Annotated in this window: 31 protein-coding genes; 13 read left to right on the top strand and 18 right to left on the bottom strand. The window is 32.9% G+C overall.

Annotation, left to right across the window (positions count from 1 at the left end; translation table 11 throughout):
* Positions 1–43: 43 nt before the first annotated feature.
* Positions 44–433, bottom strand: coding sequence for a DUF1573 domain-containing protein (locus BMY56_RS17825; RefSeq protein ID WP_091627449.1), 390 nt, complete (start codon positions 431–433; stop codon positions 44–46).
* Between the two features lie 194 nt (positions 434–627).
* Between BMY56_RS17825 and BMY56_RS17820 the strand changes: the two genes are divergently transcribed.
* The 4 genes from BMY56_RS17820 to BMY56_RS17810 all read left to right on the top strand — a co-directional run bounded on the left by BMY56_RS17820 (position 628) and on the right by BMY56_RS17810 (position 5,542).
* Positions 628–3,258, top strand: coding sequence for a valine--tRNA ligase (locus tag BMY56_RS17820; RefSeq protein WP_091627447.1), 2,631 nt, complete (start codon positions 628–630; stop codon positions 3,256–3,258).
* A 129-nt stretch (positions 3,259–3,387) separates the two neighbouring features.
* A complete protein-coding gene (locus BMY56_RS17815; protein WP_091627444.1) occupies positions 3,388–4,272 on the top strand; it encodes a dienelactone hydrolase family protein in 885 nt (294 codons plus the stop codon).
* Between the two features lie 139 nt (positions 4,273–4,411).
* A complete protein-coding gene (locus BMY56_RS18525; protein WP_143057845.1) occupies positions 4,412–4,579 on the top strand; it encodes a lmo0937 family membrane protein in 168 nt (55 codons plus the stop codon).
* A 198-nt stretch (positions 4,580–4,777) separates the two neighbouring features.
* Positions 4,778–5,542, top strand: coding sequence for a creatininase family protein (locus BMY56_RS17810; protein WP_218144580.1), 765 nt, complete (start codon positions 4,778–4,780; stop codon positions 5,540–5,542).
* Between the two features lie 7 nt (positions 5,543–5,549).
* On the opposite strand, the gene BMY56_RS17805 is transcribed toward BMY56_RS17810, so the two are convergent.
* Positions 5,550–6,029, bottom strand: a complete 480-nt coding sequence (locus BMY56_RS17805; protein WP_177170997.1) for a doxx family protein — start codon at positions 6,027–6,029, stop codon at positions 5,550–5,552.
* 15 nt (positions 6,030–6,044) lie between these two features.
* On the bottom strand, positions 6,045–7,190 hold the full coding sequence (locus BMY56_RS17800; protein ID WP_091627441.1) for a hypothetical protein: 1,146 nt from the start codon (positions 7,188–7,190) through the stop codon (positions 6,045–6,047).
* Positions 7,191–7,440: 250 nt separating this feature from the next.
* Between BMY56_RS17800 and BMY56_RS17795 the strand changes: the two genes are divergently transcribed.
* Positions 7,441–8,712 (top strand): sensor histidine kinase, encoded by a 1,272-nt coding sequence (locus tag BMY56_RS17795; protein WP_091627439.1) that lies wholly within the window; start codon positions 7,441–7,443, stop codon positions 8,710–8,712.
* On the top strand, positions 8,705–9,406 hold the full coding sequence (locus tag BMY56_RS17790; protein WP_091627436.1) for a response regulator transcription factor: 702 nt from the start codon (positions 8,705–8,707) through the stop codon (positions 9,404–9,406). Before BMY56_RS17795 ends, BMY56_RS17790 begins: the two co-directional genes overlap by 8 nt.
* Positions 9,407–9,413: 7 nt before the next feature.
* Here BMY56_RS17790 and BMY56_RS17785 read toward each other — a convergent pair whose 3' ends face one another.
* Genes BMY56_RS17785 through rsfS form a run of 6 tightly spaced genes read right to left on the bottom strand, consistent with a single transcriptional unit; the run spans position 9,414 to position 14,170 of the window.
* Positions 9,414–9,671: an acyl-CoA-binding protein gene (locus tag BMY56_RS17785; RefSeq protein ID WP_091627433.1), complete on the bottom strand. Its 258-nt coding sequence runs from the start codon at positions 9,669–9,671 to the stop codon at positions 9,414–9,416.
* Positions 9,646–10,329, bottom strand: coding sequence for a phosphatidylserine decarboxylase family protein (locus tag BMY56_RS17780; RefSeq protein ID WP_091627431.1), 684 nt, complete (start codon positions 10,327–10,329; stop codon positions 9,646–9,648). Before BMY56_RS17780 ends, BMY56_RS17785 begins: the two co-directional genes overlap by 26 nt.
* The gene (locus tag BMY56_RS17775; RefSeq protein ID WP_091627428.1) at positions 10,319–11,122 is read right to left on the bottom strand and encodes a phosphatidate cytidylyltransferase; all 804 of its coding nucleotides are present in this window, start codon (positions 11,120–11,122) and stop codon (positions 10,319–10,321) included. Before BMY56_RS17775 ends, BMY56_RS17780 begins: the two co-directional genes overlap by 11 nt.
* Position 11,123: 1 nt before the next feature.
* Positions 11,124–11,735 (bottom strand): LUD domain-containing protein, encoded by a 612-nt coding sequence (locus BMY56_RS17770; RefSeq protein WP_091627425.1) that lies wholly within the window; start codon positions 11,733–11,735, stop codon positions 11,124–11,126.
* A 41-nt stretch (positions 11,736–11,776) separates the two neighbouring features.
* A complete protein-coding gene (ftsH, locus tag BMY56_RS17765; protein ID WP_091627422.1) occupies positions 11,777–13,783 on the bottom strand; it encodes an ATP-dependent zinc metalloprotease FtsH in 2,007 nt (668 codons plus the stop codon).
* A gap of 9 nt (positions 13,784–13,792) precedes the next feature.
* Complete coding sequence (rsfS, locus tag BMY56_RS17760) at positions 13,793–14,170, bottom strand: ribosome silencing factor (RefSeq protein ID WP_091627419.1); 378 nt, start codon at positions 14,168–14,170, stop codon at positions 13,793–13,795.
* A gap of 93 nt (positions 14,171–14,263) precedes the next feature.
* Between rsfS and BMY56_RS17755 the strand changes: the two genes are divergently transcribed.
* Positions 14,264–14,995 carry a biotin--[acetyl-CoA-carboxylase] ligase gene (locus BMY56_RS17755; RefSeq protein ID WP_091627417.1) on the top strand — a complete coding sequence of 244 codons (732 nt, stop codon included), beginning with the start codon at positions 14,264–14,266 and terminating at the stop codon, positions 14,993–14,995.
* Here BMY56_RS17755 and BMY56_RS17750 read toward each other — a convergent pair.
* Positions 14,992–15,384 carry an orotate phosphoribosyltransferase gene (locus tag BMY56_RS17750; protein WP_091627414.1) on the bottom strand — a complete coding sequence of 131 codons (393 nt, stop codon included), beginning with the start codon at positions 15,382–15,384 and terminating at the stop codon, positions 14,992–14,994. The two genes, BMY56_RS17755 and BMY56_RS17750, sit on opposite strands and share 4 nt — an antisense overlap.
* A gap of 3 nt (positions 15,385–15,387) precedes the next feature.
* The gene (pyrE, locus tag BMY56_RS17745) at positions 15,388–16,032 is read right to left on the bottom strand and encodes an orotate phosphoribosyltransferase (protein ID WP_091627411.1); all 645 of its coding nucleotides are present in this window, start codon (positions 16,030–16,032) and stop codon (positions 15,388–15,390) included.
* 7 nt (positions 16,033–16,039) lie between these two features.
* On the opposite strand from pyrE, the gene BMY56_RS17740 reads away from it, so the two are divergent.
* A complete protein-coding gene (locus BMY56_RS17740) occupies positions 16,040–16,630 on the top strand; it encodes an NUDIX hydrolase (protein WP_091627492.1) in 591 nt (196 codons plus the stop codon).
* Here BMY56_RS17740 and BMY56_RS17735 read toward each other — a convergent pair.
* The 6 genes from BMY56_RS17735 to BMY56_RS17710 form a co-directional block, all read right to left on the bottom strand.
* On the bottom strand, positions 16,627–18,375 hold the full coding sequence (locus tag BMY56_RS17735; RefSeq protein ID WP_091627408.1) for a M14 family metallopeptidase: 1,749 nt from the start codon (positions 18,373–18,375) through the stop codon (positions 16,627–16,629). The genes BMY56_RS17740 and BMY56_RS17735 overlap by 4 nt on opposite strands.
* A 66-nt stretch (positions 18,376–18,441) precedes the next feature.
* Positions 18,442–18,846: a response regulator gene (locus BMY56_RS17730; protein ID WP_091627406.1), complete on the bottom strand. Its 405-nt coding sequence runs from the start codon at positions 18,844–18,846 to the stop codon at positions 18,442–18,444.
* Positions 18,833–20,686 (bottom strand): PAS domain-containing protein, encoded by a 1,854-nt coding sequence (locus BMY56_RS17725; RefSeq protein ID WP_091627403.1) that lies wholly within the window; start codon positions 20,684–20,686, stop codon positions 18,833–18,835. Before BMY56_RS17725 ends, BMY56_RS17730 begins: the two co-directional genes overlap by 14 nt.
* A 254-nt stretch (positions 20,687–20,940) precedes the next feature.
* Entirely contained in the window at positions 20,941–21,123 is a 183-nt protein-coding gene (locus BMY56_RS17720; protein WP_091627400.1) for a hypothetical protein, read from the bottom strand.
* 119 nt (positions 21,124–21,242) lie between these two features.
* On the bottom strand, positions 21,243–21,695 hold the full coding sequence (gene coaD / locus BMY56_RS17715; RefSeq protein WP_091627397.1) for a pantetheine-phosphate adenylyltransferase: 453 nt from the start codon (positions 21,693–21,695) through the stop codon (positions 21,243–21,245).
* 31 nt (positions 21,696–21,726) lie between these two features.
* Complete coding sequence (locus BMY56_RS17710) at positions 21,727–22,701, bottom strand: D-alanine--D-alanine ligase (protein ID WP_091627395.1); 975 nt, start codon at positions 22,699–22,701, stop codon at positions 21,727–21,729.
* A gap of 173 nt (positions 22,702–22,874) precedes the next feature.
* Here BMY56_RS17710 and BMY56_RS17705 point away from each other — a divergent pair, with 173 nt between their 5' ends.
* From BMY56_RS17705 to BMY56_RS17690, 4 genes are all read left to right on the top strand, one after another.
* Positions 22,875–23,465, top strand: a complete 591-nt coding sequence (locus tag BMY56_RS17705; protein WP_091627488.1) for a PASTA domain-containing protein — start codon at positions 22,875–22,877, stop codon at positions 23,463–23,465.
* Entirely contained in the window at positions 23,466–24,494 is a 1,029-nt protein-coding gene (locus BMY56_RS17700; protein WP_091627392.1) for an RluA family pseudouridine synthase, read from the top strand.
* Positions 24,495–24,587: 93 nt separating this feature from the next.
* Complete coding sequence (gene yaaA, locus BMY56_RS17695) at positions 24,588–25,349, top strand: peroxide stress protein YaaA (RefSeq protein WP_091627390.1); 762 nt, start codon at positions 24,588–24,590, stop codon at positions 25,347–25,349.
* A gap of 47 nt (positions 25,350–25,396) precedes the next feature.
* Complete coding sequence (locus BMY56_RS17690) at positions 25,397–25,762, top strand: hypothetical protein (protein WP_091627387.1); 366 nt, start codon at positions 25,397–25,399, stop codon at positions 25,760–25,762.
* A gap of 2 nt (positions 25,763–25,764) precedes the next feature.
* Here the strand turns inward: BMY56_RS17690 and BMY56_RS17685 are convergent, their stop codons facing one another.
* Positions 25,765–25,893, bottom strand: a complete 129-nt coding sequence (locus BMY56_RS17685; protein WP_091627384.1) for a 30S ribosomal protein THX — start codon at positions 25,891–25,893, stop codon at positions 25,765–25,767.
* Between the two features lie 82 nt (positions 25,894–25,975).
* Between BMY56_RS17685 and BMY56_RS17680 the strand changes: the two genes are divergently transcribed.
* Positions 25,976–26,644 (top strand): uracil-DNA glycosylase family protein, encoded by a 669-nt coding sequence (locus BMY56_RS17680; RefSeq protein WP_245737284.1) that lies wholly within the window; start codon positions 25,976–25,978, stop codon positions 26,642–26,644.
* Positions 26,645–26,677: the final 33 nt, after the last annotated feature.

Here is a 26,677-nt window from a genome sequence, read left to right as displayed (position 1 = left end):
AACCTAAATTTAGGTTGGGCTTTTGCGTTCTAAAATTTTGTTCTTATTTGGTACCAGTAGCTTTAACTTCTCCTTTAATTTTCAAAACCTTAGTAGGAGTGTCTGCATTAGAAATTACCGTAATGGCTTTACGAATAGGACCAACTCTATTGGTATCGTATTTTACCTGAATCTCACCTGTTTTACCTGGTAAGATTGGATCTTCTGGTTTTTTAGGAATTGTACAACCACAGCTAGAACTCACTTTACTTATGATAAGCGGAGCTGTTCCTGTATTAGTAAATTCAAAAACCCTGATGCCATCTGAACCTTTGGCAATTTCACCATAATCAACTGTCTCTGATTTAAATTCGATTTTAGCAGCAGCATCTTGTGCAGTTAAGCTTAATCCTAGTAAACCAATAAATAATACAAGTACTATTTTTTTCATCATTTTTAATTTTGGGTGGACGTCAAAATTAAATCTTTTCAGATCAACCTCAAAATCCTTTTGTTATACTCTAACGTTACTTATTTTTGTTTCGTATTTATTTTTGGGTGAAATTGGCTGAAATGACCGTTAGATTGTCAATTCGGCTTTATTTTTATTAACCCTAATTTTATTATTATTCAAAAACTGTTCCAAATATGGAAATTCCTTCAAAATATAATCCGCAGTCCACAGAATCTCATTGGTATGAGTATTGGATGAAAAACGGATATTTTCATTCCGTTCCTGATGATAGGGAACCTTATAGCATTGTAATACCGCCGCCAAACGTAACGGGAATTTTGCATATGGGGCATATGTTAAACAATACGATTCAAGATGTATTGATTAGAAGAGCCCGTCTTCTTGGAAAAAATGCCTGCTGGGTGCCAGGTACCGATCATGCATCTATTGCTACAGAAGCAAAAGTGGTAGCAAAACTTAAAGAACAGGGTATTAATAAAAATGACCTTACACGAGATGAATTTCTTAAACATGCATGGGATTGGACACACCAGTACGGGGGCATAATTCTAGAGCAGTTGAAGAAATTGGGTTGTTCGTGCGATTGGGACCGTACCGCGTTCACTATGGATCAAGAACGATATGATAGTGTTATCAAAGTCTTCATTGATTTATATAATAAAGGATTGATATACCGTGGTTACCGAATGGTAAACTGGGATCCAGAAGCTAAAACTACCTTGTCAGATGAAGAGGTAATTTATGAGGAAAAGCAAGGTTTATTGTATTACTTGGCATATGCATTAGAGGGTTCAGATGAAAAGGTGACCATTGCCACAACAAGACCCGAAACAATTCTGGGTGACACCGCTATTTGTATTAACCCAAAGGATGAACGTTTTATACATTTAAAAGGTAAAAAGGTAATTGTACCTATTTGTAATAGGGTGATACCAATTATTGAAGATGAATATGTAGATATGGAATTTGGTACAGGTTGTTTAAAGGTGACACCTGCACATGACATAAATGACAAAGCGTTGGGTGAGAAACATAATTTGGATACCATAGATATCTTTAATGATGATGCAAGCTTAAATAGTTTTGGAATGCATTATGAAGGTAAAGACCGTTTTGTCGTCAGAAAAGAAATTTCAAAAGAGTTAGAGGAAAAGGGCTTCTTGGTAAAAACGGAGCCCCATATTCATAAGGTTGGTACTTCTGAGCGCACCAAAGCGGTAATAGAACCAAAATTGTCTGATCAATGGTTCCTGAAAATGGAAGATTTGGCAAAACCGGCTTTAGAAGCGGTAATGGAAAGTGGTGAAATAAAATTGCACCCGAAGAAATTTGAGAACACATATCGCCATTGGATGGAAAATGTTCGCGATTGGAATATTTCTAGACAATTATGGTGGGGTCAGCAAATACCGGCATTTTATTTTGGTGATGGTCAAGAAGATTTCGTTGTTGCCGCAAACATTGAAGATGCTTTGAAACTTGCCAAAGAAAAGTCAGGAAATTCTGGTTTACAGGAAAGTGATTTACGTCAAGATGCCGATGTATTAGATACTTGGTTTTCATCATGGTTATGGCCAATGAGCGTTTTTGGCGGTATTATGGAACCGGATAATGAGGAAATAAACTACTACTATCCAACAAATGATTTAGTAACAGGACCTGATATTCTGTTCTTTTGGGTTGCTAGAATGATTGTTGCTGGGTATGAGTTTAGAGGTGAGAAACCTTTTGAAAATGTTTATTTCACCGGTTTAGTGCGAGATAAGCAACGTAGAAAAATGTCTAAATCATTAGGAAATTCACCAGATGCTCTAAAGCTTATTGAAGATTACGGTGCAGATGGTGTCCGTGTAGGTCTATTATTGAGCTCTGCAGCAGGTAATGATTTAATGTTCGATGAAGACTTATGTCAACAAGGAAAGAATTTTGCCAATAAGATATGGAACGGCTTCCGTTTATTAAAAGGATGGGAAATTGCAGATATTCCGCAGCCAGAAGCATCTAAATTAGGTTTGCAATGGTACGAGTCAAAATTGAATAAGACGTTATTAGAGATTGAAGACCATTTTAGTAAATTTCGTATTTCAGACGCCCTAATGTCTATTTACAAGTTGGTTTGGGATGATTATAGTTCTTGGTTGTTAGAAATTATTAAACCTGCTTACCAACAGCCGATAGATAAAATAACTTTTGATAAGGTGATACAATTATTTGAACAGAATTTGAAATTGTTACACCCATTCATGCCATTTTTAACCGAAGAAGTTTGGCAACATATTTCAGAAAGGAAAACGAGTGAAGCACTAGTGATTTCTAAATGGCCAACGGTGGGTAAAATAGATGAGAAATTAATAGATCAGTTCGATTTTGCAGCTGAGGTTATTGCAGGAGTAAGAACCATTAGAAAAAACAAGAACATTCCAATGAAAGAATCTTTGGAGTTGTCTGTTTTAAATACTGAGGAAGCAAGTAACCGCTGGGATGTTGTGATATCTAAGCTGACCAATGTTTCTGAAATAACTTATTTAAAAGAGCAATTAGAAGGCGCATTGACATTTAGGGTAAAAAGTAATGAATACTTTGTACCTATGGAGGGTGCTATAGATGTTGAAGCTGAAATCTTGAAAATCAAAGATGAGCTAAAGTATACAAAGGGGTTTTTAATGTCTGTACAGAAAAAACTTTCAAACGAGCGCTTTGTAAATAATGCGCCTGAAAAAGTTATAACTATAGAGCGTCAAAAATTGGCAGATGCAGAAGCTAAAATAGATACTTTAGAAAAGAGTTTGGCTAGTTTAAGTTAATAACATCACCATAAAATAAATTAGAAGCCTCATCCCTATTGTATTGGGAGTGAGGCTTTTTTCGTTTTAAGTTTAAATGAATGATATGGTATTTTTTGTATATTTAGTAAAGAACGAAAAAGTTGAAAAATGAAAATGCTTAGAAAAGAAGATATCAAACAAGAAGTATTTGACCTCTATGATGCTTATGCGCATAATAAAATTCAAAGACGCGATTTTGTACAAAAGCTATCCGTTTATGCTGTAGGTGGAATTACAGTGGCATCTTTGATGGGTTTTTTAATGCCAAATTATGAAACTACTTTTTTAATAGATAAAAATAATCCCGATTTAGATTCTGAATTTATCACCTATAATTCTCCCAAAGGTGGAGGTGAGATAAAGGCACTGTTATCCAAACCAAAATCAGCAGACGGAAAATTGCCAGGGATAGTTGTAGTTCATGAAAATAGAGGTCTAAACCCATATGTGGAGGATACTGCCAGGCGTGCTGCTTTAGCAGGTTTTATTACAATAGCTCCCGATGCATTGAGTCCGTTAGGCGGTTATCCGGGTAATGATGATGAAGGAAGAGAAATGCAAAGGACCAGGGATAGAGATGAAATGTTGGAAGATTTCATAGCAGCGTTTGAATATCTGAAGGCAAATGAAAATTGTAACGGTAAAATTGGAGTCGTGGGGTTTTGTTTCGGTGGATGGATTTCTAACATGATGGCAGTTAAAGTTCCTGATTTGGCGGCAGCTGTACCTTTTTATGGAGGTCAACCAACGGAAAACATTGCAGATATTAATGCGCCATTAATGTTGCAATATGCAGGTTTAGACGAACGCGTTAATGCTGGGTGGCCCGAATATGAAAAAGCACTGAAAGAAAATAATAAGAAATATTCTGCATTTTTCTATCCCGACGTTAATCATGGTTTTCATAATACGTCAACACCACGGTATGACAAGGAAGCTGCAGAATTAGCATGGTCTCGAACGATTGATTTTTTTAAAGAAAATTTAATGTAAATCATTGATAATGAGTTGGTTTTGATATGTTTATTATTTGCTTATGTCAGAATTTGAGTTATTAATACTTTGAATTGAGTTAAACGAACTGGAACTATATTATTAATTTTAACATATAAACAATCTAAAACAACACATTATGAGAAGTCTTTTATGGTTAGTAGCAGCTATATGTATAATTATCTGGTTACTTGGTATGCTAGGTATTGTGCCTGGCCTTGCAACTGGTAGTTTAGTCCATATTCTATTAGTAATTGCAGTAATTGTAATTCTTTATAACATTATTTCAGGTAAGAAAGTTTTGTAGGATATATTTCCTAAGACTATTATTGTATAAAAATATATACCCTTGAATTTATTCAGGGGTTTTTTATACCCTTTTATGAATATGTCAATAATGACAAATTGAATCAATTTATTTACAATTTTAATTCTATATGTATTTTAGTATGCTTCTAAATAGAAATTCATTTGAATAACTCATTTTAATAGTATCTTTAATACTATGATTAGACCTTATGTACTTGCTGAAACGAATTGGGAAAGTTTAAAAGATGAACAATTTGAGTTGGCGGTGTTGCCATGGGGTGCAACCGAGGCTCATAATTATCATTTGCCTTATGGTACTGACAATTATCAGGCTCAAAGTTTTGTAGAAGCGGCAGCCAAGGTATCATGGGGAAAGGGAAAAAAGGTTATTGTTTTGCCGACAATTCCTTTTGGTGTAAATACTGGGCAGAAAGATATTTATCTTGATATGAACCTTAACCCTTCTACACAATTGGCTATACTTAAAGATATTGTAACTGTTTTGAATAGGCAGGGCATTTATAAATTATTATTGTTCAATGGCCATGGAGGCAATAATTTCAAGCCTATCGTAAGAGAGTTGGGCTTGTTGTTTCCTGACATGTTCATAAGCTTTAGTTTCTTTCCTCAAATGTTAAATAAAACTCAGTACTTCAAGGAAAAAGGAGACCATGCCGATGAAATGGAAACAAGTCTAATGCTTTATTTAAGACCAGATTTGGTGTTGCCAAAAGATAAATGGGGTAGTGGTGATGAAAAGAAATTTAAGATTAAGGCTTTTAATGAAGGCTGGCTGTGGGCAGAAAGGCAATGGTCAAAAGTAAGTAGCGACACAGGCATAGGTAATCCAGAATTTGCAACAGCAGATAAAGGTGAGCGTTTTTTTAATGATATTACAACAAAGTTAGATGAGTTGTTTTGTGCTCTTTGTGAAGCAGATTTAAAAGATTTATACGAATAGTAATAAACTAGCTAAATTCCCATTTTTTTACAGAATAGATTAAATTCGATAGTTTTCTTTTCATTGACTTATTTTTATTAAAGTCCAAATCTATTTTCAAAGTAAATAGCGCACCTAAAATTATGATATTTTTAAAAATGTACTGGCTTAATAAGGTGAAAATGAATTTATTTTCACCAAAAATTTGCTCTGGTAATAGAAATATTGGAGTAAACGTAAAGGTAATGTGAGCAATGGCAGAATATATAATTAGTTTATTTTGCCAGTTTAGAATTAGACAAATTCCTATAAATGATTCAAATAAAGCTAACGCTATTAAACCAAAATAAGATGGTAGAAAGCCAAAAGTGAGAATTTGAATTGTATTAGTTGCTAATTCTTCGGCTGGGCTTGCCCCGGGGAAAAACTTCAAAACCCCAAAAATTAAATAAACTAAACCAATTGATAAACGAATAATTTTGTTTTTGCGTATTTCTAGATTCCCCATCTCCAAATATTTAATTTAGTTAGAATTACTACTTTTAAAATCGTTTAATAATTCTGGTGATATTTTCACCTTATTTGAAATTATTCGATAAGAAACTCCAAAATTTATCACATAATCTGCAAATGCGGCATCACCATGTCTTGAAGACCCAGTAGAATTCTCTGTTTGTATATCTGTTATGCTTTGTGGGCGTTCTCTTCGAACGGCAAAGGGAATATTTAGATTAAATGAAAAATTACTTTTGTTGTAACCTATTCCTGGATCTATAGATAAGACACTACCAGGTCTTCTAAAGCCATTATTGCCTCCAATTAAATCTCTCACTGGTACACAATCAAAACGTGCCCCTATTGAGCTTGAAAGGGTTGGGGTGATACTATAGCTTATTCCAGTTCTTATTGAATATTGATCGGGAACAGCCATTATTGCTTCATTTTCAAGTAAAGGACTCAATGTTTCCCTAAAAGTTCTTATTCCATTTGTCTCCCTTGGGTTTAATAGATAAAAACCGCTTGCATAACTAAAAAGGCCATTGGCTATTTTTTGATATAATTGAAAGTCCATTGTAAATCCAAAGCCTCCATCACCTGGTTGTATAGACTGGTCTACAGGTCTGGTTTGTGGTCCGTCATTTGGGCCAACATTGTAAAATATATCAGAAGCATTGTAGTTTCCAGTAGGTAATTTAAAACCCATGCCAATAGCTAAGTTTCCATTTTTGTGTGTCTCAAGATCAAATAGCCAGTACCCTAACCCAAGACGTATGTCTCCTAAGCCCCTAGAAAAAGTTGTATTTCGTTCTTTTCTTCCATGTTCATATAATGAGGATCTTGAATTAAATACGGTAGGTAGTGTTATACTAGTGTATAATCTTTGGGAGATTCCATATGTTAAAAAAAAGTCCGTACTATGCGAGTTGTTGATCACTTCGGTATTGTTGGTAACACGGTCAGGTTCTTCTTCTGTACCTCTAAAGTGTCTAAATGATTTGAAATATCGATAATTCATTCCTAATTGAATATCGCCTTTGTTTAAAACATTATTCTCTAAACTATTTCCAACACAAGAAGAAAAATGACGAATAGCGACACAGCCTTGGGCATTTAAATATGAAGCTGAAAGAATTATAAATAAAAATAGTAATGGTATTTTGTTTATCATGATGGTTTTTTAATTTGGTGTATTTATTAAATAATGGCCAACTCCTAACCGATAGAGGTGACCATTATTTTTGAATGTTTGAAATCACTTAAATGACTTAAGTTTAATTAAATTACTCCTGACCAAATTAATATTATAAGAATGCCTTTAGATTAACCATTTTGCAATAATGTTTAATGAAAAGTTAATAGACTTAATGAAAGATTAAGTTTGCTTAATTTTCCAAACTAATTAAGTTTCTTTAGGAGACATGTTAAAAAAAAGAAACATATATATAGCCATATTTTTCATATCAATTATTGGGTTGGCGGTGATTCAATATCAATATCTTAGAATTGGTTTGAATTTGGCCAAACTGCAGTTTAACTCAAAATTAGGAAATGTCAGTAGTGATATCGCCCAAGGACTAGAGCCGGAAAATCAGTTAACTTTTTTAATAGCAAGCGCATTAAAAGAAGATACAACCTACTTTACAAATAGTATTGATAGTGTACAGGATGCTTCTCGATATTTTCTTAATGACTATATCACAGAAAAGCTTGTTAATAATGGAATTGATACCGATTTCACCTATACATTACACTCAAAAGACTCATCTTTTTATCTTCAATCTCCTAAAATATTCGAGGTAGATGATAATATAGAATCGTATCCTATTGAATTAATTGGTTATTTGCCTAAAGAATTCGAGAAGAAAGTTGTTTTAGAATTACAATTCAAAAATCTTAACAGCTTTTTTTTATCAAAATTGAACGGACTTACATTGCCAAGTATTCTCTTTATTTTGGGTATTTGTATTGCGGTTATTTGGGTTCTTAAAACATACTACTGGCAGCGAAAGGTGATTACGACGACTAATGAATTTATAAATAATCTAACTCATGAATTAAAGACTCCTGTATTTTCAATAGGCCTGGCAACTAAAATCCTAGAAGAATCTGCTTTAAATGAGCAAAAACCAATTCTGGGTATGATTAGGCAACAGGTTAAAAGACTTACGGTGCATATTGATAAGGTTTTGGAACTTGGTAATCTTGAGTCTAGTAATAATGTATTAAAGCTTGAAAAAATAGATTTTAGGCCATATTTGTTGAAATTATGTGAAGAGTTTGCAACATTGATTGCAATTGAAGAGGTTCAATTCACCTATACGTTACAACAAGGTTGCTTTTTAATAAAAGCAGAGGTATTTCATCTAGAAAATTCAATAAATAATATTTTAGATAACGCAAAGAAATATTCTGTGCAGCCAATTATAACATTAAACGCCTACAGTTTGAAGAATCAGTTTATCATTGAAATTTCTGACAATGGTAAAGGCATCTCTGAAGAAGAAAAGAAAAAAATATTCTTAAAATATTATAGGGTAAATGATAAAGAGGTTCAAACAGTAAAAGGGTATGGCCTTGGATTGAGCTATGTTAAAAAAGTTATTGAAAAGCATAAAGGCAAAGTTTTAATGGAAAGTGAAAAAGGAAAAGGAACCAAAATATCTTTAATAATACCTCTGGGTAATGAATAAGAAAAAACATAGAATAATTTTAGTAGAAGATAGTGCAGATCTAGGGTATTTGCTTTCAGAATATCTTTCTATGAAGAATTTTGAAATTAACTGGTTTATCAATGGAATAAGTGCCTTAAAAAATTTGGAATCCAACAAGTATGATTTAGCTATATTGGATATTACTATGCCAGATATGGATGGCTTTTCACTTGCAGAACAGATGAAAGAGAGATTTCCCGAGTTACCATTTTTGTTTTTATCAGCTAGGTCATTAAAAGTTGATGTGCTTAAAGGCTTTTATTTAGGTGCTGTTGATTACCTAAAAAAACCTATTGATGAAGAAGAATTGGTAATTAGAATAGAGAATTTATTGAATCGATTGAATAGTGAAAAAAGAGTTGAAGAAGATATCTGTCATTTTAAACTAGGCCAATTTACTTTTAATTCACTGAACCAGGAGCTTTCTTTTAACGATGAAATATTTCATTTAACAACAAAAGAAAGTGAATTACTACATTATTTAGTATTACGTCAAAATATGCTATGTAGTCATAAAGATATATTGATAAAGTTATGGGGAAACAATGATTATTTTAATAAAAAAAGCTTGAATGTATTTATAACACGCCTTCGTAAATATTTAGAAAAGGATTCTGCAATTAGTTTAGATAATGTTCACAGTCAAGGTTTTATATTGCGAATAGAAAAATAAGTTAATATTATTTCAATTCTTTTGCAACCAATTCTATATAAGATTTCATTGCTTGCTTTTTATTCATGTTCTTAGCTTGAATTAGAGCATTTGCTTTAAAAGCGTTGATAAGTGGTGTCTTACTGCCAGGATTGTCAAAATTATCATTTGCAATCTTGTAATATGCGTAAAGTTTAAGAAGTACATCTGCGGGAATAGGTTCGGTAAAACTATTTACAAAATTTACTGCCTCTTCAAATTTAGTATGTGATTTCTTCTTTTTCATTTGGGTCAACAAAAGTAGCTATGCAAGTCCCGGCACCTTTTACTTTTTGGTTAAGTTTTACATTTATCTGACAATCTAAAGGTAAGAATAAGTCAACCCTAGAACCAAATTTAATAAAACCTGAATCGTCGCCCTGTTGTACGCTTTCATCTTTCTCGGCATAATTGACAATTCGTCTGGCCATAGCGCCAGCAATTTGTCTATATAATATTTCGCCAAATTTAGGAGTCTTGATAACAACAGTCGTCCTTTCATTTTCTTCGCTTGACTTTGGGTGCCAAGCAACTAAAAATTTACCTGGATGATATTTTGAAAAAGTAATACTACCGCTAGCTGGATATCTAGTAACATGCACGTTTACAGGTGACATGAAAATAGATACTTGTATTCTTTTATCGTTAAAAAATTCTTTTTCAAAAACTTCTTCAATAACAACCACCTTACCATCTACAGGAGAGAGTATTTCATTGAAATTTTTTACAGCTATTCTTTTAGGGTTTCTAAAAAACTGAAGAATTGTTATCAGTAGAACTAAGCCAATTAGTTGAACGGTTAATTTTAACCACGATATGTCAATAAAGAAATGAGCTAAGATTACGCTAATTCCTACTAAACAAAAAGAAAACAAGATGATTTTTTGTCCCTCTCTATGAAACATAACTAAATATATTTAAAGTTAAATATGCAAATGGCGCTGCAAATACTAAGCTATCTAATCGGTCTAGCATGCCGCCATGTCCTGGCAAGATAGCACCGCTATCTTTAACACCTGCAGCTCTTTTAAATTTAGATTCTATTAAATCACCTAAACTACCTGCAATGACTATTACTGTTGCCAATATCATCCATTGTACAGGACTTATTAATTCTTCTTGTGTAGCAATTAAATAGGCCGCTCCAAGTGCAAATATAAATCCGCCAACGGTTCCTTCAATGGTTTTTTTAGGAGAAACTGATGGAAATAATTTAGTTCTACCTATACTTTTGCCTACTAAGTATGCAAAGGAATCATTTACCCATATTAAAATAAATATTCCCATTATAAGAAGTTTTGCAAATGCATCATTCTTATATGGTATCATGGTCAGGAATATACAACCGCCACCTATATAAAAAAGACCTATTACAAACTTCTTTAGCCTAGTTAATTTTATAGGCTTTTTAGTAAATAGATTAATAAGGAGGTAAACATCAACAATAATGGTGATTACCATTAAAATGTTTACTAATTGCTGGTCTTTTACCAAATAAATAAATGCCCACCAAAGCGCCAAATATGCAGCGAAAATGTGATATCCTCTTAAGCTTACTAATTTTTTGTACTCATACAAACAAGCTAAGCCAAAAGTCATAAACAAGAAGTCGAAAGCATCGGAACTAAGGAAAACTGCTGATAATAATAAAATAATATAGACAGCCCCTGTTAACGACCTTCTTAAAATTTCTTTCATACTATAAATCTTCCAGAAGTAAAAGATAAAGATTTTTAGTGCTACTACCATATGTTAGAAAATCGTCTGAGTTTTCTGCGGTAGCTTTAAAGTGTTTTAATGTAGTTATATTACCAGGAATTTTTTGACCGTATTTCTTCTTAATTGTCTTTAAGCCTTCACCAATTGATTCAACTAATTGACTCGTGGTGGCAAAAACTACAAGATTACTTGGAAGCTCATTTACTTTTTTCTCATGTAATTGATTGGAGCAAACTAGAATACTACCGTTTTGGGCAATGAGATGTTCGCAAGTAGTAAAGAACACCTCACTCTGTTTTGCTTTATCTGTGAAGGAAATAGGCTCCTTTGCAAATTTTTCTGCGAGTCTTTTATTTAAAACGTAAAAAGGTTCGCTTTGCCAATTGTTTTCGTCAATTATATTTTGTAATGCCCTAGATATCTCTGAATCTGAAGTACAGTAAATAAATTTTCCTCCGTTTTGTTTGAAGTGAATTGTGAATTTTTCATCAACAGGAATATTTATATCTGGCATATGGTCGCCTCGCGTTTCCGCAGTTTCTTTCGAAACCTTTTTCTTGCCACCACCAAATAAAATATCTAAAAGCCCCATTTATATTTTTATAACAATTGCTAAACTAAATTACTGCAATATTATTTATTATCTGTAATTTCTTCCTCTTCTGTTTTTGATTCCGAATCTTTTATCTTCTCAAGTTTTTTTTTGTTTTCTAGAGCAAGAATATCTTTTTCGAAATTTCTTACTCCAAATATTTTCTCCAAATCCTCTTTAAAGATAACTTCTTTCTCCAATAATCTTTCGGCCAAGGTCGTTAATTTGTCTTTGTTGTCGGTAAGAACTTTAATAGCTCTTTGATATTGCTCTTCTATAATTTTAGATATTTCAGCATCTATTTTCCGAGCGGTATCTTCACTGTAAGGTTTTGAAAAACCATAAGAATCTTGTCCTGCAGAATCATAATAGGTGATATTTCCTATTTCATCATTAAGCCCATAGATAGTTACCATTGCTCTAGCTTGTTTAGTAACTTTTTCTAAATCACTTAAAGCACCAGTAGATATTTTATTGAAAATAACTTTCTCAGCAGCTCGACCACCCATAGTTGCACACATCTCGTCCAACATTTGCTCAGGTCTTACAATTAAGCGCTCTTCTGGTAAATACCAAGCAGCACCTAACGATTGTCCTCTAGGAACAATTGTTACTTTTACTAATGGGGCGGCATGTTCTAACATCCAACTAGTGGTTGCGTGACCTGCTTCATGATAGGCAATAGTCTCTTTTTCTCCTGGAGTAATTATTTTGTTTTTCTTTTCAAGACCACCAACTATTCTGTCAACGGCATCTAAGAAATCTTGCTTAGTAACTGCTTTCTTTTCTTTACGTGCTGCAATTAAAGCGGCTTCGTTACAGACGTTAGCAATATCTGCACCTGAGAAACCAGGAGTTTGTCTTGCCAAGAAATCTAAATCAAGTGTTTCTGCTGTTTTGATAGGTCTTAAGTGAACTTCAAAAATTTCTTTACGTTCACGAATGTCTGGTAAATCAACATAAATCTGTCTATCAAATCTACCTGCACGCATTAAAGCCTTATCCAATACATCTGCACGGTTGGTCGCTGCTAATACAATTACATTTGTATTAGTACCGAAACCATCCATTTCTGTCAATAATTGGTTAAGTGTATTTTCGCGTTCATCATTAGAACCTGTGAAATTATTTTTACCTCTAGCCCTACCAATGGCATCAATTTCATCAATGAATATGATTGCTGGAGATTTGTCTTTTGCTTGTTTAAATAAGTCTCTTACTCTAGATGCACCAACACCTACGAACATTTCTACGAAATCTGAACCAGAAAGTGAAAAGAACGGAACTTTTGCTTCACCAGCAACAGCTTTAGCCAAAAGGGTTTTACCTGTTCCTGGGGGTCCTACTAATAATGCACCTTTAGGAATTTTACCTCCTAAAGAGGTATATTTATCTGGGTTTCTTAAAAAATCTACAATTTCTTCAACTTCCTCTTTTGCGCCTTCTAAACCAGCAACATCTTTAAATGATGTTCTTGTATCGGTCTTCTCATCGAATAATTTAGCTTTAGATTTTCCGATGTTAAAAATTTGACCACCCGCGCCGCCGCCGCCGCCGCCAGACATTCTTCGCATTAAATATATCCAAATACCAATAATCAATACAAATGGTAATAGAGAAAGTAGGAAATCTAAAATGGCTGTAGATTCCTTCCCAAATTCAATAATAGTGGGTAGATTGTTTTCCTTTTTTATTTCGGTTATCTCGTTTTGAAAAATTTGAAGATCACCATAGTCCAAGGTGTACTGAGGTACATTATCTGATGTAGGTAAAAAAGATTTCTCGTTAACGTCTTTATGAACTTCTTTAGCAATAGCCTCGTCGGTCAAGAAAACTTTTGCCTGATTTGTGTTTGTGATAATCAAAATCTTTTTGACATCACCATTTCTTAAATACTGTTGAAGTTCTGAAGTAGTTGTTTTGTTAGTACTTGCTAAATCATCACTATTGAATAATTGAAATCCTATAAGTAATACTGCTACTAATCCATAAATCCACCAAGAACTAAACTTTGGTTTATTCGGACTTGTTTTGTTTTCTTTTGCCATTTTAATTTTTTAATTATTAACGCTGCTTTCTATGGTTGTGAATTTCGCATCACCCCATAAGCCTTCTATGTCGTAGAATTCTCGAACTTGTTTTTGAAATACATGAACCACTACATTTACGTAGTCCATTAATACCCATTCAGCATTGTCCTCGCCTTCCACGTGCCAAGGCTTGTCTTGTATCGCTTTACTTACTGTTTTTTGGATTGATCCTACGATTGCATTTACATGCGTGTTAGAGGTACCGTTACAAACGATGAAGTAATCACAAACGGTATTCTCAATTTCTCTTAAATCTAATAGATTTATATTGTGCCCTTTAACTTCGTCAACTCCCTGTATAATTAATGCAATTAACTCATCTACGTTAGCTTTACTTTCCTGCATTCAAAAATTTTAGTTTTTACAAAGTTATTATTTTTTTGTTCTTTTATGTCTAGTTTTTAACAATACATTAAAGATTCATTATAAGTACTGTAAATGCAAATAATCAAACTTGATGCCACGGAGTCTACTAATACCTATTTGAAGGAATTGTCTGCAAAAAAAGAGGTGCAAGATTTCACGATAATAACCACTGAAAATCAAACCTCAGGCAGAGGTCAATTAAATTCCAAATGGGAATCTGAAAGAGGTAAAAATCTAGCAATCAGTATATTGAAAAACAGAATCAACATACCTGTAGACCGTTTGTTTCTAATGAATGTTTGTGTTTCATTAAGTATTTTAGATAGTTTAAATCGATTGAATATACCGAATTTGAAGGTGAAATGGCCTAACGACATTCTGTCAGGTAATTTTAAAATTGGAGGTATTTTAATTGAAAATATTATTTCTGGTTCAAAAATAAAACGAAGTATTATTGGGTTTGGGTTAAATGTAAATCAATCTGAATTTAAAAATGCTCCAAATGCCTCTTCTTTAAAGAAGATAATGGGGCATGATTTTAATCTTGATTCAGTGTTTTACGCTATCATTGAAAATTTACATCAACAGTTAAATAGGCCTATTTTAACTTTTGAAAATGAATTGTACAAACAATATCACTCTCAATTATTTAAAATAGGAGTGAAAAGTAATTTTCTAATTCAAAAGGAGGAACCAATTGAAGGTGTAATAGAAGGAGTCTCTAAAAATGGAAAGCTTAAAGTGAAATTAGAAAACGGAAGCCTTCAAGAATTTGGATTGAAAGAGATACGACTTCAGTATTAAATCTTCTCTAAATTAGTTGAAAGTGTATTTATAAAGTTAGTTATAGGTGTTTTTATCATCATTGCCATCATCGCATTGAAATCACCTGAAAAACTTAAGACCACTTCACTTTTATCATCTTCTAATTCAATAATATCTGCAGTTAAAGTAAATGGTAGTTTTTCACTTGCAGCACCTAAAATAAGTTTGTTAAATGGAGTTTGCTCTTTTTTCTCTAAGACTATTTCTGGCATTCCCTTTAATGCGAACAAAAATCTGTTTTCACTTAACACTTCGAACTTACTAATGTTTTCAGGCATTAATTGTTTAAAGTTTGACAATTCGTTTAAAAAGTTGAAAGTATCTTCTTTACTTTTTGATACTTGAGCTTTTGGTGTTTCTATAAACATAAATTATTTGTTTGTCCAATGTGAAGGATCTTTCCTCCATTCCATTAACGTTTTTAACTGGTCTTCTTTCACATACCCGGTATCAGAAGCTTGTTCTATAAGATATTCGTAACTACTTAAAGTATGCAGTTCGGTGTTCTTGTCTTGAAAATTATTCAAGGCGGTTTCAAAACCATAAGTAAAAATAGCTAGCATACCTTTTACATTAGCATCAATAGCCCTTAAAGCATCTACTGCGTTCAAGCTACTTTTTCCTGTGCTAATTAAGTCTTCGATGACAACTACCGTCTGATGTGCTTCTAAATGGCCTTCAATCTGATTTTGCCTACCATGAGATTTTGGTTCTGGTCTCACGTAAACAAATGGTAGATTTAATTTATCTGCTACTAATGCACCGATACCAATCGCCCCTGTAGCAACGCCAACGATACAATCTGGCCTGCCATATAATTGTTCAACTTGCTTGGCCATTTCATCACGAATATAGTTTCTGATGATAGGATAAGATAGCAAAATCCTATTATCGCAATAAATTGGAGATTTCCAACCAGAAGCCCAAGTAAAAGGATTTTCCGGTTTCAATTTTATTGCATTAATTTGCAGCAGAAGCTCTGCTGTTTTTTTAGCCGTGTTTTTGTCTAAAACCATGACGCAAATGTATAAAGTTTTTGTTAATGAATTGCCTTTGATTTTAACAAATAAACTCTCCGAAACGGCAAATGGGGAGTATTTTTTACTAAATCAGGATTCTATACAAGAGGCAATAAGGTCTTTGAAGAAGGGAAAGCTAGAATCTGCATACATCTACCACCCAAATCATGAAGAAATTTTAAAGAAGTTCACTAAAGAAATTCCATTAGTAGTTGCGGCAGGTGGTGTAGTTACAAACGATGAAGGTAAAGTGCTATTCATTTATAGAAATGATAAATGGGACTTACCAAAAGGTAAATTGGATAAGGGTGAGTCAATAGAAGATTGCGCCATTAGAGAGGTAGAGGAAGAAACAGGAGTGAAAGGACTCAAGATTGAAAACTTTTTACGCACCACGTATCATATTTTTAAAAATAACGGAGTAATTACACTTAAACAAGTGCATTGGTATGCGATGAAGACCGATTACACAGGCAAACTAAAGCCTGAGAAAAAGGAGGGAATCGTTAAAGTAAAATGGAAAGGTCCGGTTAAAATTCAAAAGGCACTTTTAAATTCATACGCAAATATTAAAATTTTGTTTGAAGGCGATTAATTTGAATTGATAATCCTATAAATAGGGTACTGCAAATGGGCTTTCTCGTAGAGATTACTTTGTTTAAACAACCAATCTAACTGCAGATACCAGTTAGAGTTGAAATTCGCATCTAGTTTCTTTTTGTTTAAAAACGTATTGTTTAGAACAGAATCGTTTTCTAGCATTAAAAGTGCAGTGTCTTCAAATACATAAGGAGAAAAACCTTCTTTTTGCTGAAGAATAGTATCGAAGAAATTCCAATTAAAAAATGAATCTGCAGCTGCTGGCTCTAATGTTTCTAAAATATATCTAACTCCTGGTTGGTTTGTCGGTATCACTAGATCCCCAGAATGAAAACTTACACTGGTTTCAATTGAACTGATAGTAGTGTTATAATGTAGGTAATGACCTTCGTAAGGTGCCGAAACCGTTTTATAATCGGCTATTCTATATGTTTCAACCTTAATGATAGTGTCATTTTTGATTGTTGAATACGTTATGTGGTTTAAATCTAATCTCTTAATAACATTCTGCCACTGTTTACCAATAACATAAGCTTTTGGGATTTTGACCGAATCAGATGCTTTAAAATAATCTTGGTATTCTACTTCATTTTCAATAGGCATATCACGATTGAACTTCAATCTTGGTAATCCGGTTACCTTACTTATTATGGTATCTGCTTTGTATCCTTTAAAAACAATTTTCGATACTTTCGTTGTGTCTAGCTGCCATGCGATTGGATAGTAATCATCAACCTTGAATGAGTTTGGCGAATTATCTCGCAAAGACCTGATTTCGCTGCCATCTTTTTCAGAAATGGAAATCATTTTAAGCATTAGTTCATAAGTACCTTCTACACGTTTATTGTATGGCTTTAACATATGGGTTTCTACCATCATTCCCAAAGTGTTCCATAACGTGGTATAACCACTAGAGTATCTTGGGTGGTCCATGAATTGTTGAAACCCTAATTCTGGTGGTTTATTGAAAACATTTACATAGGGTGTAATTTCCCAGTCAGATTTTAAAAGTGAATCTTTTAGTTGTGGCATTAATCTGTTATGAACATATTCTCCTAATTTTCCGCCAAGCTTATTATGTTGTGTAAATAAGTGGGTCAGTGTATATTGATAATCTGCACCGTTGCTTACGTGATTATCAATAAAAACATCTGGATTAACAAGATGGAATATTTGAGCAAACGTTTCAGCGTTTTTCGTATCTGTTTTAATAAAATCTCTATTGAGGTCATAATTTTTGGCATTACCTCTAAACCCATATTCTTTTGGTCCATTTTGATTTGCCCTTGAAGTACTGTTTCGATTTAATGACCCACCAATATTATAAATTGGTATGGTAGAAATTATAGTATGCGTGGGTGTTTTAATTTTTTTGGTTGCTAAGTCTCGAAACAATAACATCGTAGCATCAATGCCGTCACTCTCACCAGGGTGTATACCATTATTAATAAGGATTAAGGTATGGTCTTCGCTTAATTTTTTAAAATCAAAATCACCTTGTGCGCTAAAGGTTACTAAATGCAATGGTTTGCCACTATCAGTTGTACCAATGGTTTGCAGATTTATGCTAGAAAATTCTTTGGATAACTCTAGGTAGAATTCAACCACCTGTTCATAGGTAGCAGTTTCAGTCTTATTCGAAATTTCGAAAGGTGTAGGAAAATCAGCTTTCGTTTGATTTATTTTTTTCTTGCAAGAAATCAATAAAACCAAAAGCAGAGATAGTTGTATTATTCTCATTACCGAACAAGTATTTTAAGAGTTAAGTCTTAATTAGTTCAGCTAAAATAATCAATACTTTATTGCTTATAGAATTTTGGTGATTTCTTCAATTGTATTCCTATCAATTGGCTTTTGATTGAATGTAATTAAATGGTGACTTTTATTTTTATAAAATTCCCATTGCTGTTTGTCAAAAGGATCGATTGAAGATGTGACAATATTGATTCTTATTTTGTCAGAAATAGGAAGCTTTATAAATGCTTCCAAGAATTCCCAGCCATCCATAATAGGCATGTTAATGTCTAAAAAGATAATTTGTGGAATTGGCGCTTTTTGTTCTAACTTTTTCTTAATTCCATCATAGGCTAATAATCCATTACCATAAGATATTATTGAGTTACAATCTACAGTACAAGAAATTAATTTACGTAAACCAAAAACCATTATTGCGTCATCGTCGATTATAGTGATATCACTAATCTTTGTCATTAAAGAATATTTTAAATTCTGTTCCTTTACCTACTTCACTGGTTACTTCTACTTTACCGTTCATGGCATCAATTTGGTTTTTGGTAATGTAAAGTCCAATACCTTTAGCATCTTTATGTTCGTGAAAAGTTTTGTACATGCCAAATAATTTTTTACCATGCTTTTCAAGGTCTATACCTAAACCATTATCTGCAATTGTCAAAATAGAGTAGTTGTTCTTTTTAATAGCACTTAAGGTTATAAGTGGTTTTCTACTGGGATCCTTATATTTAACAGAATTTGTTATAAAATTAGTTAAAATATTATCTAAATAAGAAGGTACAGACTTTACGATAAAATTAGAAGGAATATTATTTTTTATTGATGCATTATTATTGAAAAGATAAGAAATCAGATTTTGATTTACATTTATCACTTTGTCACATAGGTTGATTTTTTGTTTCTCTATATTGGTATGAGTGTTAATAGAAATAACATCATTTAGATTGTCAAGTGTATCCAATAGATTATTAGAAGCTTCACTAAGCATTCCTATTATTCGAACCTTTTCCTCGTCATCATGTTCACTTTCTAAAAAGTTTAACAACATTGAAAAATTGGCTGAATGAGATCGTAAGTTATGCGATACAATGTGAGCAAAATTCAGAAGCTTTTTATTCTGAATAGATGCTATATTAATTATATTTCTTAACTCAGACTCTTTCTCTTTTAATTTAGATATATCTAAGCTAATACCTACAAGGCCATAAGCTATTCCTTTATCGTTGAGTAATGGTATTTTTGAGCTAAGAAATGATGTTTCCTTACCATCTAATTTTATGTTTATCGTTTCTTTAGAAAGAACAGGTTTTAAGGTGTTCATAACCATTAAATCTTCCTCTCTTGACTTGATTGCTGATTCTTCTGGATATAGTTCAAAATCACTTTTCCCTAGTATATCTTCAGGATTATCAACTCCTAAAAATTCACATTCAGCTTTATTGACTAAAATTTTTCTAGATTCGGTATCCTTTATATAAACATTGACAGGTAAGTTGTCGATTAAGGTTCTCAATAACTTTTCGTTATTCAAAGATTTAATGTCAGCTTCAACTTGGTCATGAATATCTTGAAATGTACCCACTAAGCCAACCAAATCACCTTTACTATAAACTGGTTTGCCACTAGACATAACCCATTTTTCGTTTCCATTTGCTGTTGTGATTTGTAATTTTAAGTTACTCCACGCTTTACCATTATCCTGAGCCTCAAAAAGAGCCATAGAGATTGCGTTTCTGCTATGACCTTCTTTATAATAGAATAGTGCGTTTTCAATGTTAGGTATAAAATGCGGCGGAACCTCATGTATAGCCTTGGTAGTTGTGCACCAAGTAAGGTTATTATCTTTTAAATCATATTCCCATCGTCCAATTTTGGTTATCTCAGCCTGTTGCTGTAGCAGTAGGTCTTTCTTTCTTAATTCCAATTCGTTGTTGATGGAATCGGTAATATCATTTAGTTGAATAATGGCGCCAATAATATTTTCATCAGAGTCATACCAAGGAGCATTTGACCACTCGAACCATAATTCTTCTTCATTAATATTATTTGCTTTATGAATACCCATAGGTTGAGGGTTTCCTTCAAAACAATTTTGTAGTACCATTTTCCACTTAGGGCTTAGATGTGGGAAAACTTTAAATAAACTTTGTGATGTATAACTCTGGTTATTAGTACTAAATATGCTCTTCCATTTATTAGATGTTAGAAGAATATTATAATCAGTGTCAATAAAAGCGGTTGGTGTAGGCAACTGACTAATTATATACGAGGTATTTGATGTTTGGGGGATTTTTAGCATACCGATGTAATTTCTTACAATAATAAGAGTAAAGTGTAGGTTAGTAGTATAATTGTTGTGAATGGGTAAATTATTGTTGTAAAACTGATTTTAATCTACTTTTTGGTTAGGTTTTACTATTTTTTATTCAATTGAATTTTAAATGTACTACTACCCTTATTACATGAACTCACTATAGTGATTTTTCCATTCATAGCTTCGATTTCATTTTTGGTTATAAAGCGATATGCTAAACGTGTCTGTTGCTCTTGAGCTTATGAAGTAAATAATTCAATCAAATTTTTGCCTTCTACTTCTTGTAGGTCTAGATTAAAATTAGCTTGCCATCTAGGAGATTTGCTTATTAATTTAAAATTGGTGTCAACTATAGCAATAGAAGAAGGAATTTGAGGAATATAATCTAATGAAAATGAAGGACTGTTTTTTGATTTTAGCATAAAAAAAAATTTTCTTCCTAATTCATAGGATTATTCTAACTAAACATGTTCAATTGTTGTGATTTTATCTAGAATTGTTATTGAAGAGTGCTTTTATATTATGAAATTCCTTTCGGAAACTATTTTCTTACAGAATTTGGCACTAAGCCAGTGTAGTCCCCGTTGTTGCGAATTACATCTCTCACAATAGAAGAACTAATGTATGATTTACCAGATGAAGTCAATAAAAATACGGTTTCTATCTCAGATAATTTTCTATTCGTATGCGCAATTGCCTTTTCGAATTCAAAATCTGCAGGATTTCGTAGACCTCTCAAAATAAAATTTGCATCCTCTTTCTTACAAAAATCTACCGTTAAACCTTGGTATGTTTTCACTTTAATAGAAGGAACATCTTTAAATGCCTCTTCAATAAATTGCATACGTTTTTCTAAACTGAACATATATTTCTTATCGGCATTTTTTCCAATAGCAATAATTATTTCGTCAAATAGAGTTATGCCTCTCATAATAATATCATGATGGCCTAATGTTAAAGGGTCGAAAGAACCGGGGAAAATTGCGCGTCTCATAGATAGGTTTTACTTTTTAAATATAGGTATTTTAAGACAATGCCTCTATTATGGCGTGTTCAAATAGCATCCCTAATTCAATACCAGCTGCTTTAGCTTGTTGCGGTAATATACTTGCTGTTGTTAAGCCGGGTGTGGTATTCATTTCCAGTAAAAAAGGTTCGTCTCCTATAAATATGAATTCACTTCTAGAAAAACCGGTCATCTTAAGAACGTCATATATTTTTTTAACTACGGAAGTTACTTTTTCTAGCTGCACTTTATTAATTCTAGCTGGTGTAATTTCTTCTGACTTGCCTTCATATTTAGCTTCGTAATCAAAGAAATCATTTTCGGTGACGATTTCTGTAATAGGTAAAACAGTTGTCTCTCCTTTCAATTTTAGAACACCTACAGAAACTTCTATTCCTTCAAGAAAACCTTCTATTATTATTTCATCATCTTCTTTGTAAGCCGTTTCTATTGCATTCTTTAATTCTTCTACTTTATACACTTTAGTGATACCATAGCTGCTACCAGATTTATTTGCTTTCACAAAACAAGGTAGTTTTACGGTATTTATAATATCAGTCTCATTAATATCATCGCCCATATTTAAATAATATGAAGGTGCCGATTTAATACCATAAGGTTTTAGAACACTTAATAAGTCTCTTTTATTGAAAGTCAAAGCAGCTTGATAAAAGTTACAAGAGGTGTGCTTAAGTCCTAATAATTCAAAATAAGCTTGCATGAGTCCGTCCTCACCAGGCGAACCATGTATTGCATTAAAAACGCAATCGAATTTTATTGAGGTTCCATTCAAGGGAATAGAAAAATCATTACGGTCAATCATAACCTCCTTGTCAGAATCATCTACATAAACCCATTTGTTTTTGAAAATATGAATTCTAAAAAGGTTGAATTTGTCTTTATTCAAATAATTATAGACCACGTTACCACTTTTAAGTGATATTTTATATTCACTAGAATAACCGCCCATTATAATTGCAATATTTTTTTTCATTTGTAAGGTCTAAATCAAAAGTTAGAACAAAGATGAAGTATTGACATAAAATAAAAAAGAAAACCAAGTGCATTAATATAAACATTAGAGATTTTGGTATTGATATAACTATAGAGCGAAGCAGTTAAATGGTAAGAGGGCATTTACTATATTTGTTGGGTCAAATAATAAGTATGAGGAATTTTTTTAATTTTTTAAAAAGTAAGACATTTTTAATTCAATTAGGTCTTGCGTTGTTGGTCTTGGTAGTAACGGTTTTTCTTGTGTTGAGATATCTTAACAGCACTACAAATCATGGTGAATTTGTTGAAGTGCCAGACTTTTCTAAAAAGTCGGTGATGGAAATGCGAAAATCAATAGAAGAAGCAGGGCTTAGGTATGAAGTATTAGATTCTGCAAATTATAATCCAGATTACCCAAGATTTTCTATTATAACTCAAGATCCTGAAGCCGGAGCTAAAGTAAAGACAAATAGAAAAATATATTTAACGGTCAATCCTTCAGGATATAAAAAAGTAACCGTGCCAAAAATAATTCAAGTCACTAAACGTAATGCTTCTTCAATGTTGAAAGCGGTAGGTTTAGATGTGGAACGTGTAACCTACGTAGACGAATTGGGAAAAGACATGGTGTATCAATTAAAATTTAAAGGAAAGTATATAAAGCCGGGAGATAAACTACCTAAAACATCAAAGATAGAATTGATTTGTGGTAATGGTGCCATAACTGAACGTGCCATCATAAAAGCTGAATCAGAACAATAAATGGAGAATATAGAGCAACCAGAGAATGAAGATGGTGAACTTTTTGAACATTACCGCTTTGTAGCATCTAAAGGACAAGAACCTTTAAGAGTAGATAAATTTTTAATGAATTTCATTGAAAATGCTACCAGAAACAAAATTCAACAATCTGCTAAAGACGGCCATGTTTGGGTTAATGACGAAATTGTAAAATCGAATTATAAGGTTAAGGCAGGTGATGAGGTAAAGGTATTGTTTGAGCACCCGCCACATGAATTTTTGTTGGTTCCCGAAGATATTCCATTAGATATTATCTATGAGGACGATGTGTTATTAGTTGTCAATAAGCCAGCAGGTATGGTAGTTCACCCAGGTCATGGTAACTATTCTGGCACCTTGATAAATGCGCTTATTTTTCATTCAGATAATTTACCGGCAAATAGTAATGAAAGACCTGGTTTGGTTCACAGAATAGATAAGGATACTTCTGGGTTATTGGTAGTAGCCAAGACTGAAGCAGCCATGACCCATTTGGCAAAACAATTTTTTGACAAGACATCTGAACGTGAATATATCGCTTTGGTTTGGGGTAATATTGAGGAAGATGAAGGTACTGTTGTTGGTCATGTAGGTCGAAATCCTAAGAATCGATTGCAAATGCATGTTTTTCCCGAAGGTGAAGAAGGAAAGGAAGCAGTTACACATTTTAAAGTACTTGAACGATTGGGGTATGTAACCTTAGTTTCTTGTAAATTAGAAACAGGTAGAACACATCAAATTCGTGTACATATGAAATATATTGGTCACACATTGTTTAATGACGAACGATATGGTGGTAATCGAATCTTAAAGGGTACTACGTTTACGAAGTACAAGCAATTTGTAGATAATACATTTAAATTATTGCCAAGACAGGCCTTGCATGCTAAAACCTTGGGTTTTATACATCCTGTTACAGGAGAGCACATGAGTTTTGATTCAGTCGTGCCAGAAGATATGACAAATGCAATAGAGAAATGGCGTAATTACAGTAAGAGCAGTACAGAATAAGATTCTTCGATAACGCTATTTAAACTCTTTTTTATCTTTAGTAGGTCTTCCTACAATTCCTTTTTATTTTTGGGTATACTTAAAAAGTGCACTATGAAAATTGTTATTTCACCGGCTAAATCATTGAATTACGAAAGTGAACTTCCAACTACTGAATATACGTCGGCAGAGTTTATAGATGATGCCGAGAAGTTGAACAAGCTTTTGGCTAAGAAAAAACCTAAAGTTTTGTCTGAACTTATGTCCATTTCAGATAATTTGGCACAGTTGAATTGGCAACGTAATCAAGATTTTGAAACTCCGTTTACACCCAAGAATTCTAGACAGGCAATCTATGCTTTTAATGGCGATGTGTATCAAGGTATAGATGCGTATACATTATCCGATGATAAAATAAAACGTCTGCAAAAAACGCTTAGAATTCTATCTGGTCAGTATGGTATCTTAAGACCGCTCGATTTAATGCAGCCTTACCGTTTAGAAATGGGCACCTCGTTGAAAGTAGGTAGAAATAAAAATCTCTATGAATATTGGGGAAACAGACTTACCGAATATTTGAACAATGAAATGGAAGAGGGCGAGTTGCTTGTTAATTTGGCAAGTAATGAATACTATAGTGCGCTACAGCCAAAGAATTTAAAAGCTGAAATTATTACGCCCATATTTAAAGACTGGAAGAATGATAAATTAAAAATCATCAGTTTTTTTGCAAAAAAAGCAAGAGGCTCTATGGTTCGTTTTATATTAGATTCTAACGCGAAAACCTTAGAAGATATCAAATGTTTCAATTTAGATGATTACGAATTCAGTCAAGAGCATACCATAAAGCAAAACGAACCTGTATTCATTAGATAAAATATTATCTACGGTTTTACGTTATTAGTTAAACTTAAATAGCGCATATGAAACGGGTATTACTACTTTCTATTTTTTGCATAGGTTTATTCTTTTCTTGTACTGATAGGGATGATAATGTGAGCATGGTAAATATTCGTATTCAGAACAGTACGAGTCTATTTTTTAGTGAAGTTCGTGTAGCTAAAAATGACACGGTGTATGAAAATATCGAAGCTGGTAAATTTTCTGAATATATCGAGTTTGAAAAGGCTTATCCAACGGCTGCGCTTACCATACTAACAGATTCTACTAGTTTAAATTATTTTCCTACGGAAGTATTTACTGATTCATTACCAATAGGTTTCTATACCTATGAGATTACCTTGGACGAAGAAAATCAAGTAGGTCTGAATTTTAGAATAGACGAATAAGGTTACTTTTTTTTATTAACTTTTATTTTTTCCTCAATCGTTGGTCTTTTTTTAATTTTTCGAGGTCTTCTTGCACCATAAGAATTATTTGATATTTTTCCCTTTTTTGACTTTCTGTCTCCTTTACCCATAACTCGTTTTCTTTGATTTCATTTAAAGTTAGTAATTTAGGAATGAATAGTTGAGAAAATGAACTCAAGAGATTAAATGTTGATGCAAAAAGTGTTTCTCCATACTCATCCTTATGAACCCTTTATTGACCACAATACAGAGAAACTTATTGTTGGTACCTTACCGCCACCGCGATTTACAACGGGTGATTTAAAAGAAGGTGATGTTAATTTTTGCTACGGTAGTAGAGATGGTCAATTATGGCCGATACTAGATAGAATATTTAATTTGGAGTTAAAGTTTGAATCTACCCATGAAGCCATTGAACAACGTAAATCATTTTTAAAGCAAAGACATATTGGTGTTTGTGATATTGTAGCATCGGCTGAGCGTAAGACAATTGATGCATCAGATATTGGTATGCAAAATACTAAGTTACGTAATGTACTCGATTATTTAGAAAAGTATCCTAAAGTGAAAACGCTTCTTTTCACAGGAGGTAATAGTAAAAACGGACCTGAATATTTTTTCAGGAAACATTTAATAGAACATGATGTTTTATTGGAGAATATTTCAAACACCGTTCCTCGAATACATCAATTTATACATCCTATTACAAAGAACAAAATAAAAACCGTTTCGTTAATAGCGCCTTCTGGCGCTGCAAATAGAGCAGTAGGTAGTCTCGAAAGTTATAAGAGAATGAAGCGCGAAAACACCGAATTCAATACGTTAGATTTTAGGGTGCTTCAGTATAAAGAGTTTTTCTAAGTAGGGTGTGGCTAGAATTTCTTAAAACTAAAA

Source organism: Maribacter orientalis (genome assembly GCF_900109345.1).
Lineage (GTDB): Bacteria > Bacteroidota > Bacteroidia > Flavobacteriales > Flavobacteriaceae > Maribacter > Maribacter orientalis.
Note: the sequence above shows the minus strand (reverse complement) of the source record. Positions and strands in the feature narration are given on the sequence as shown.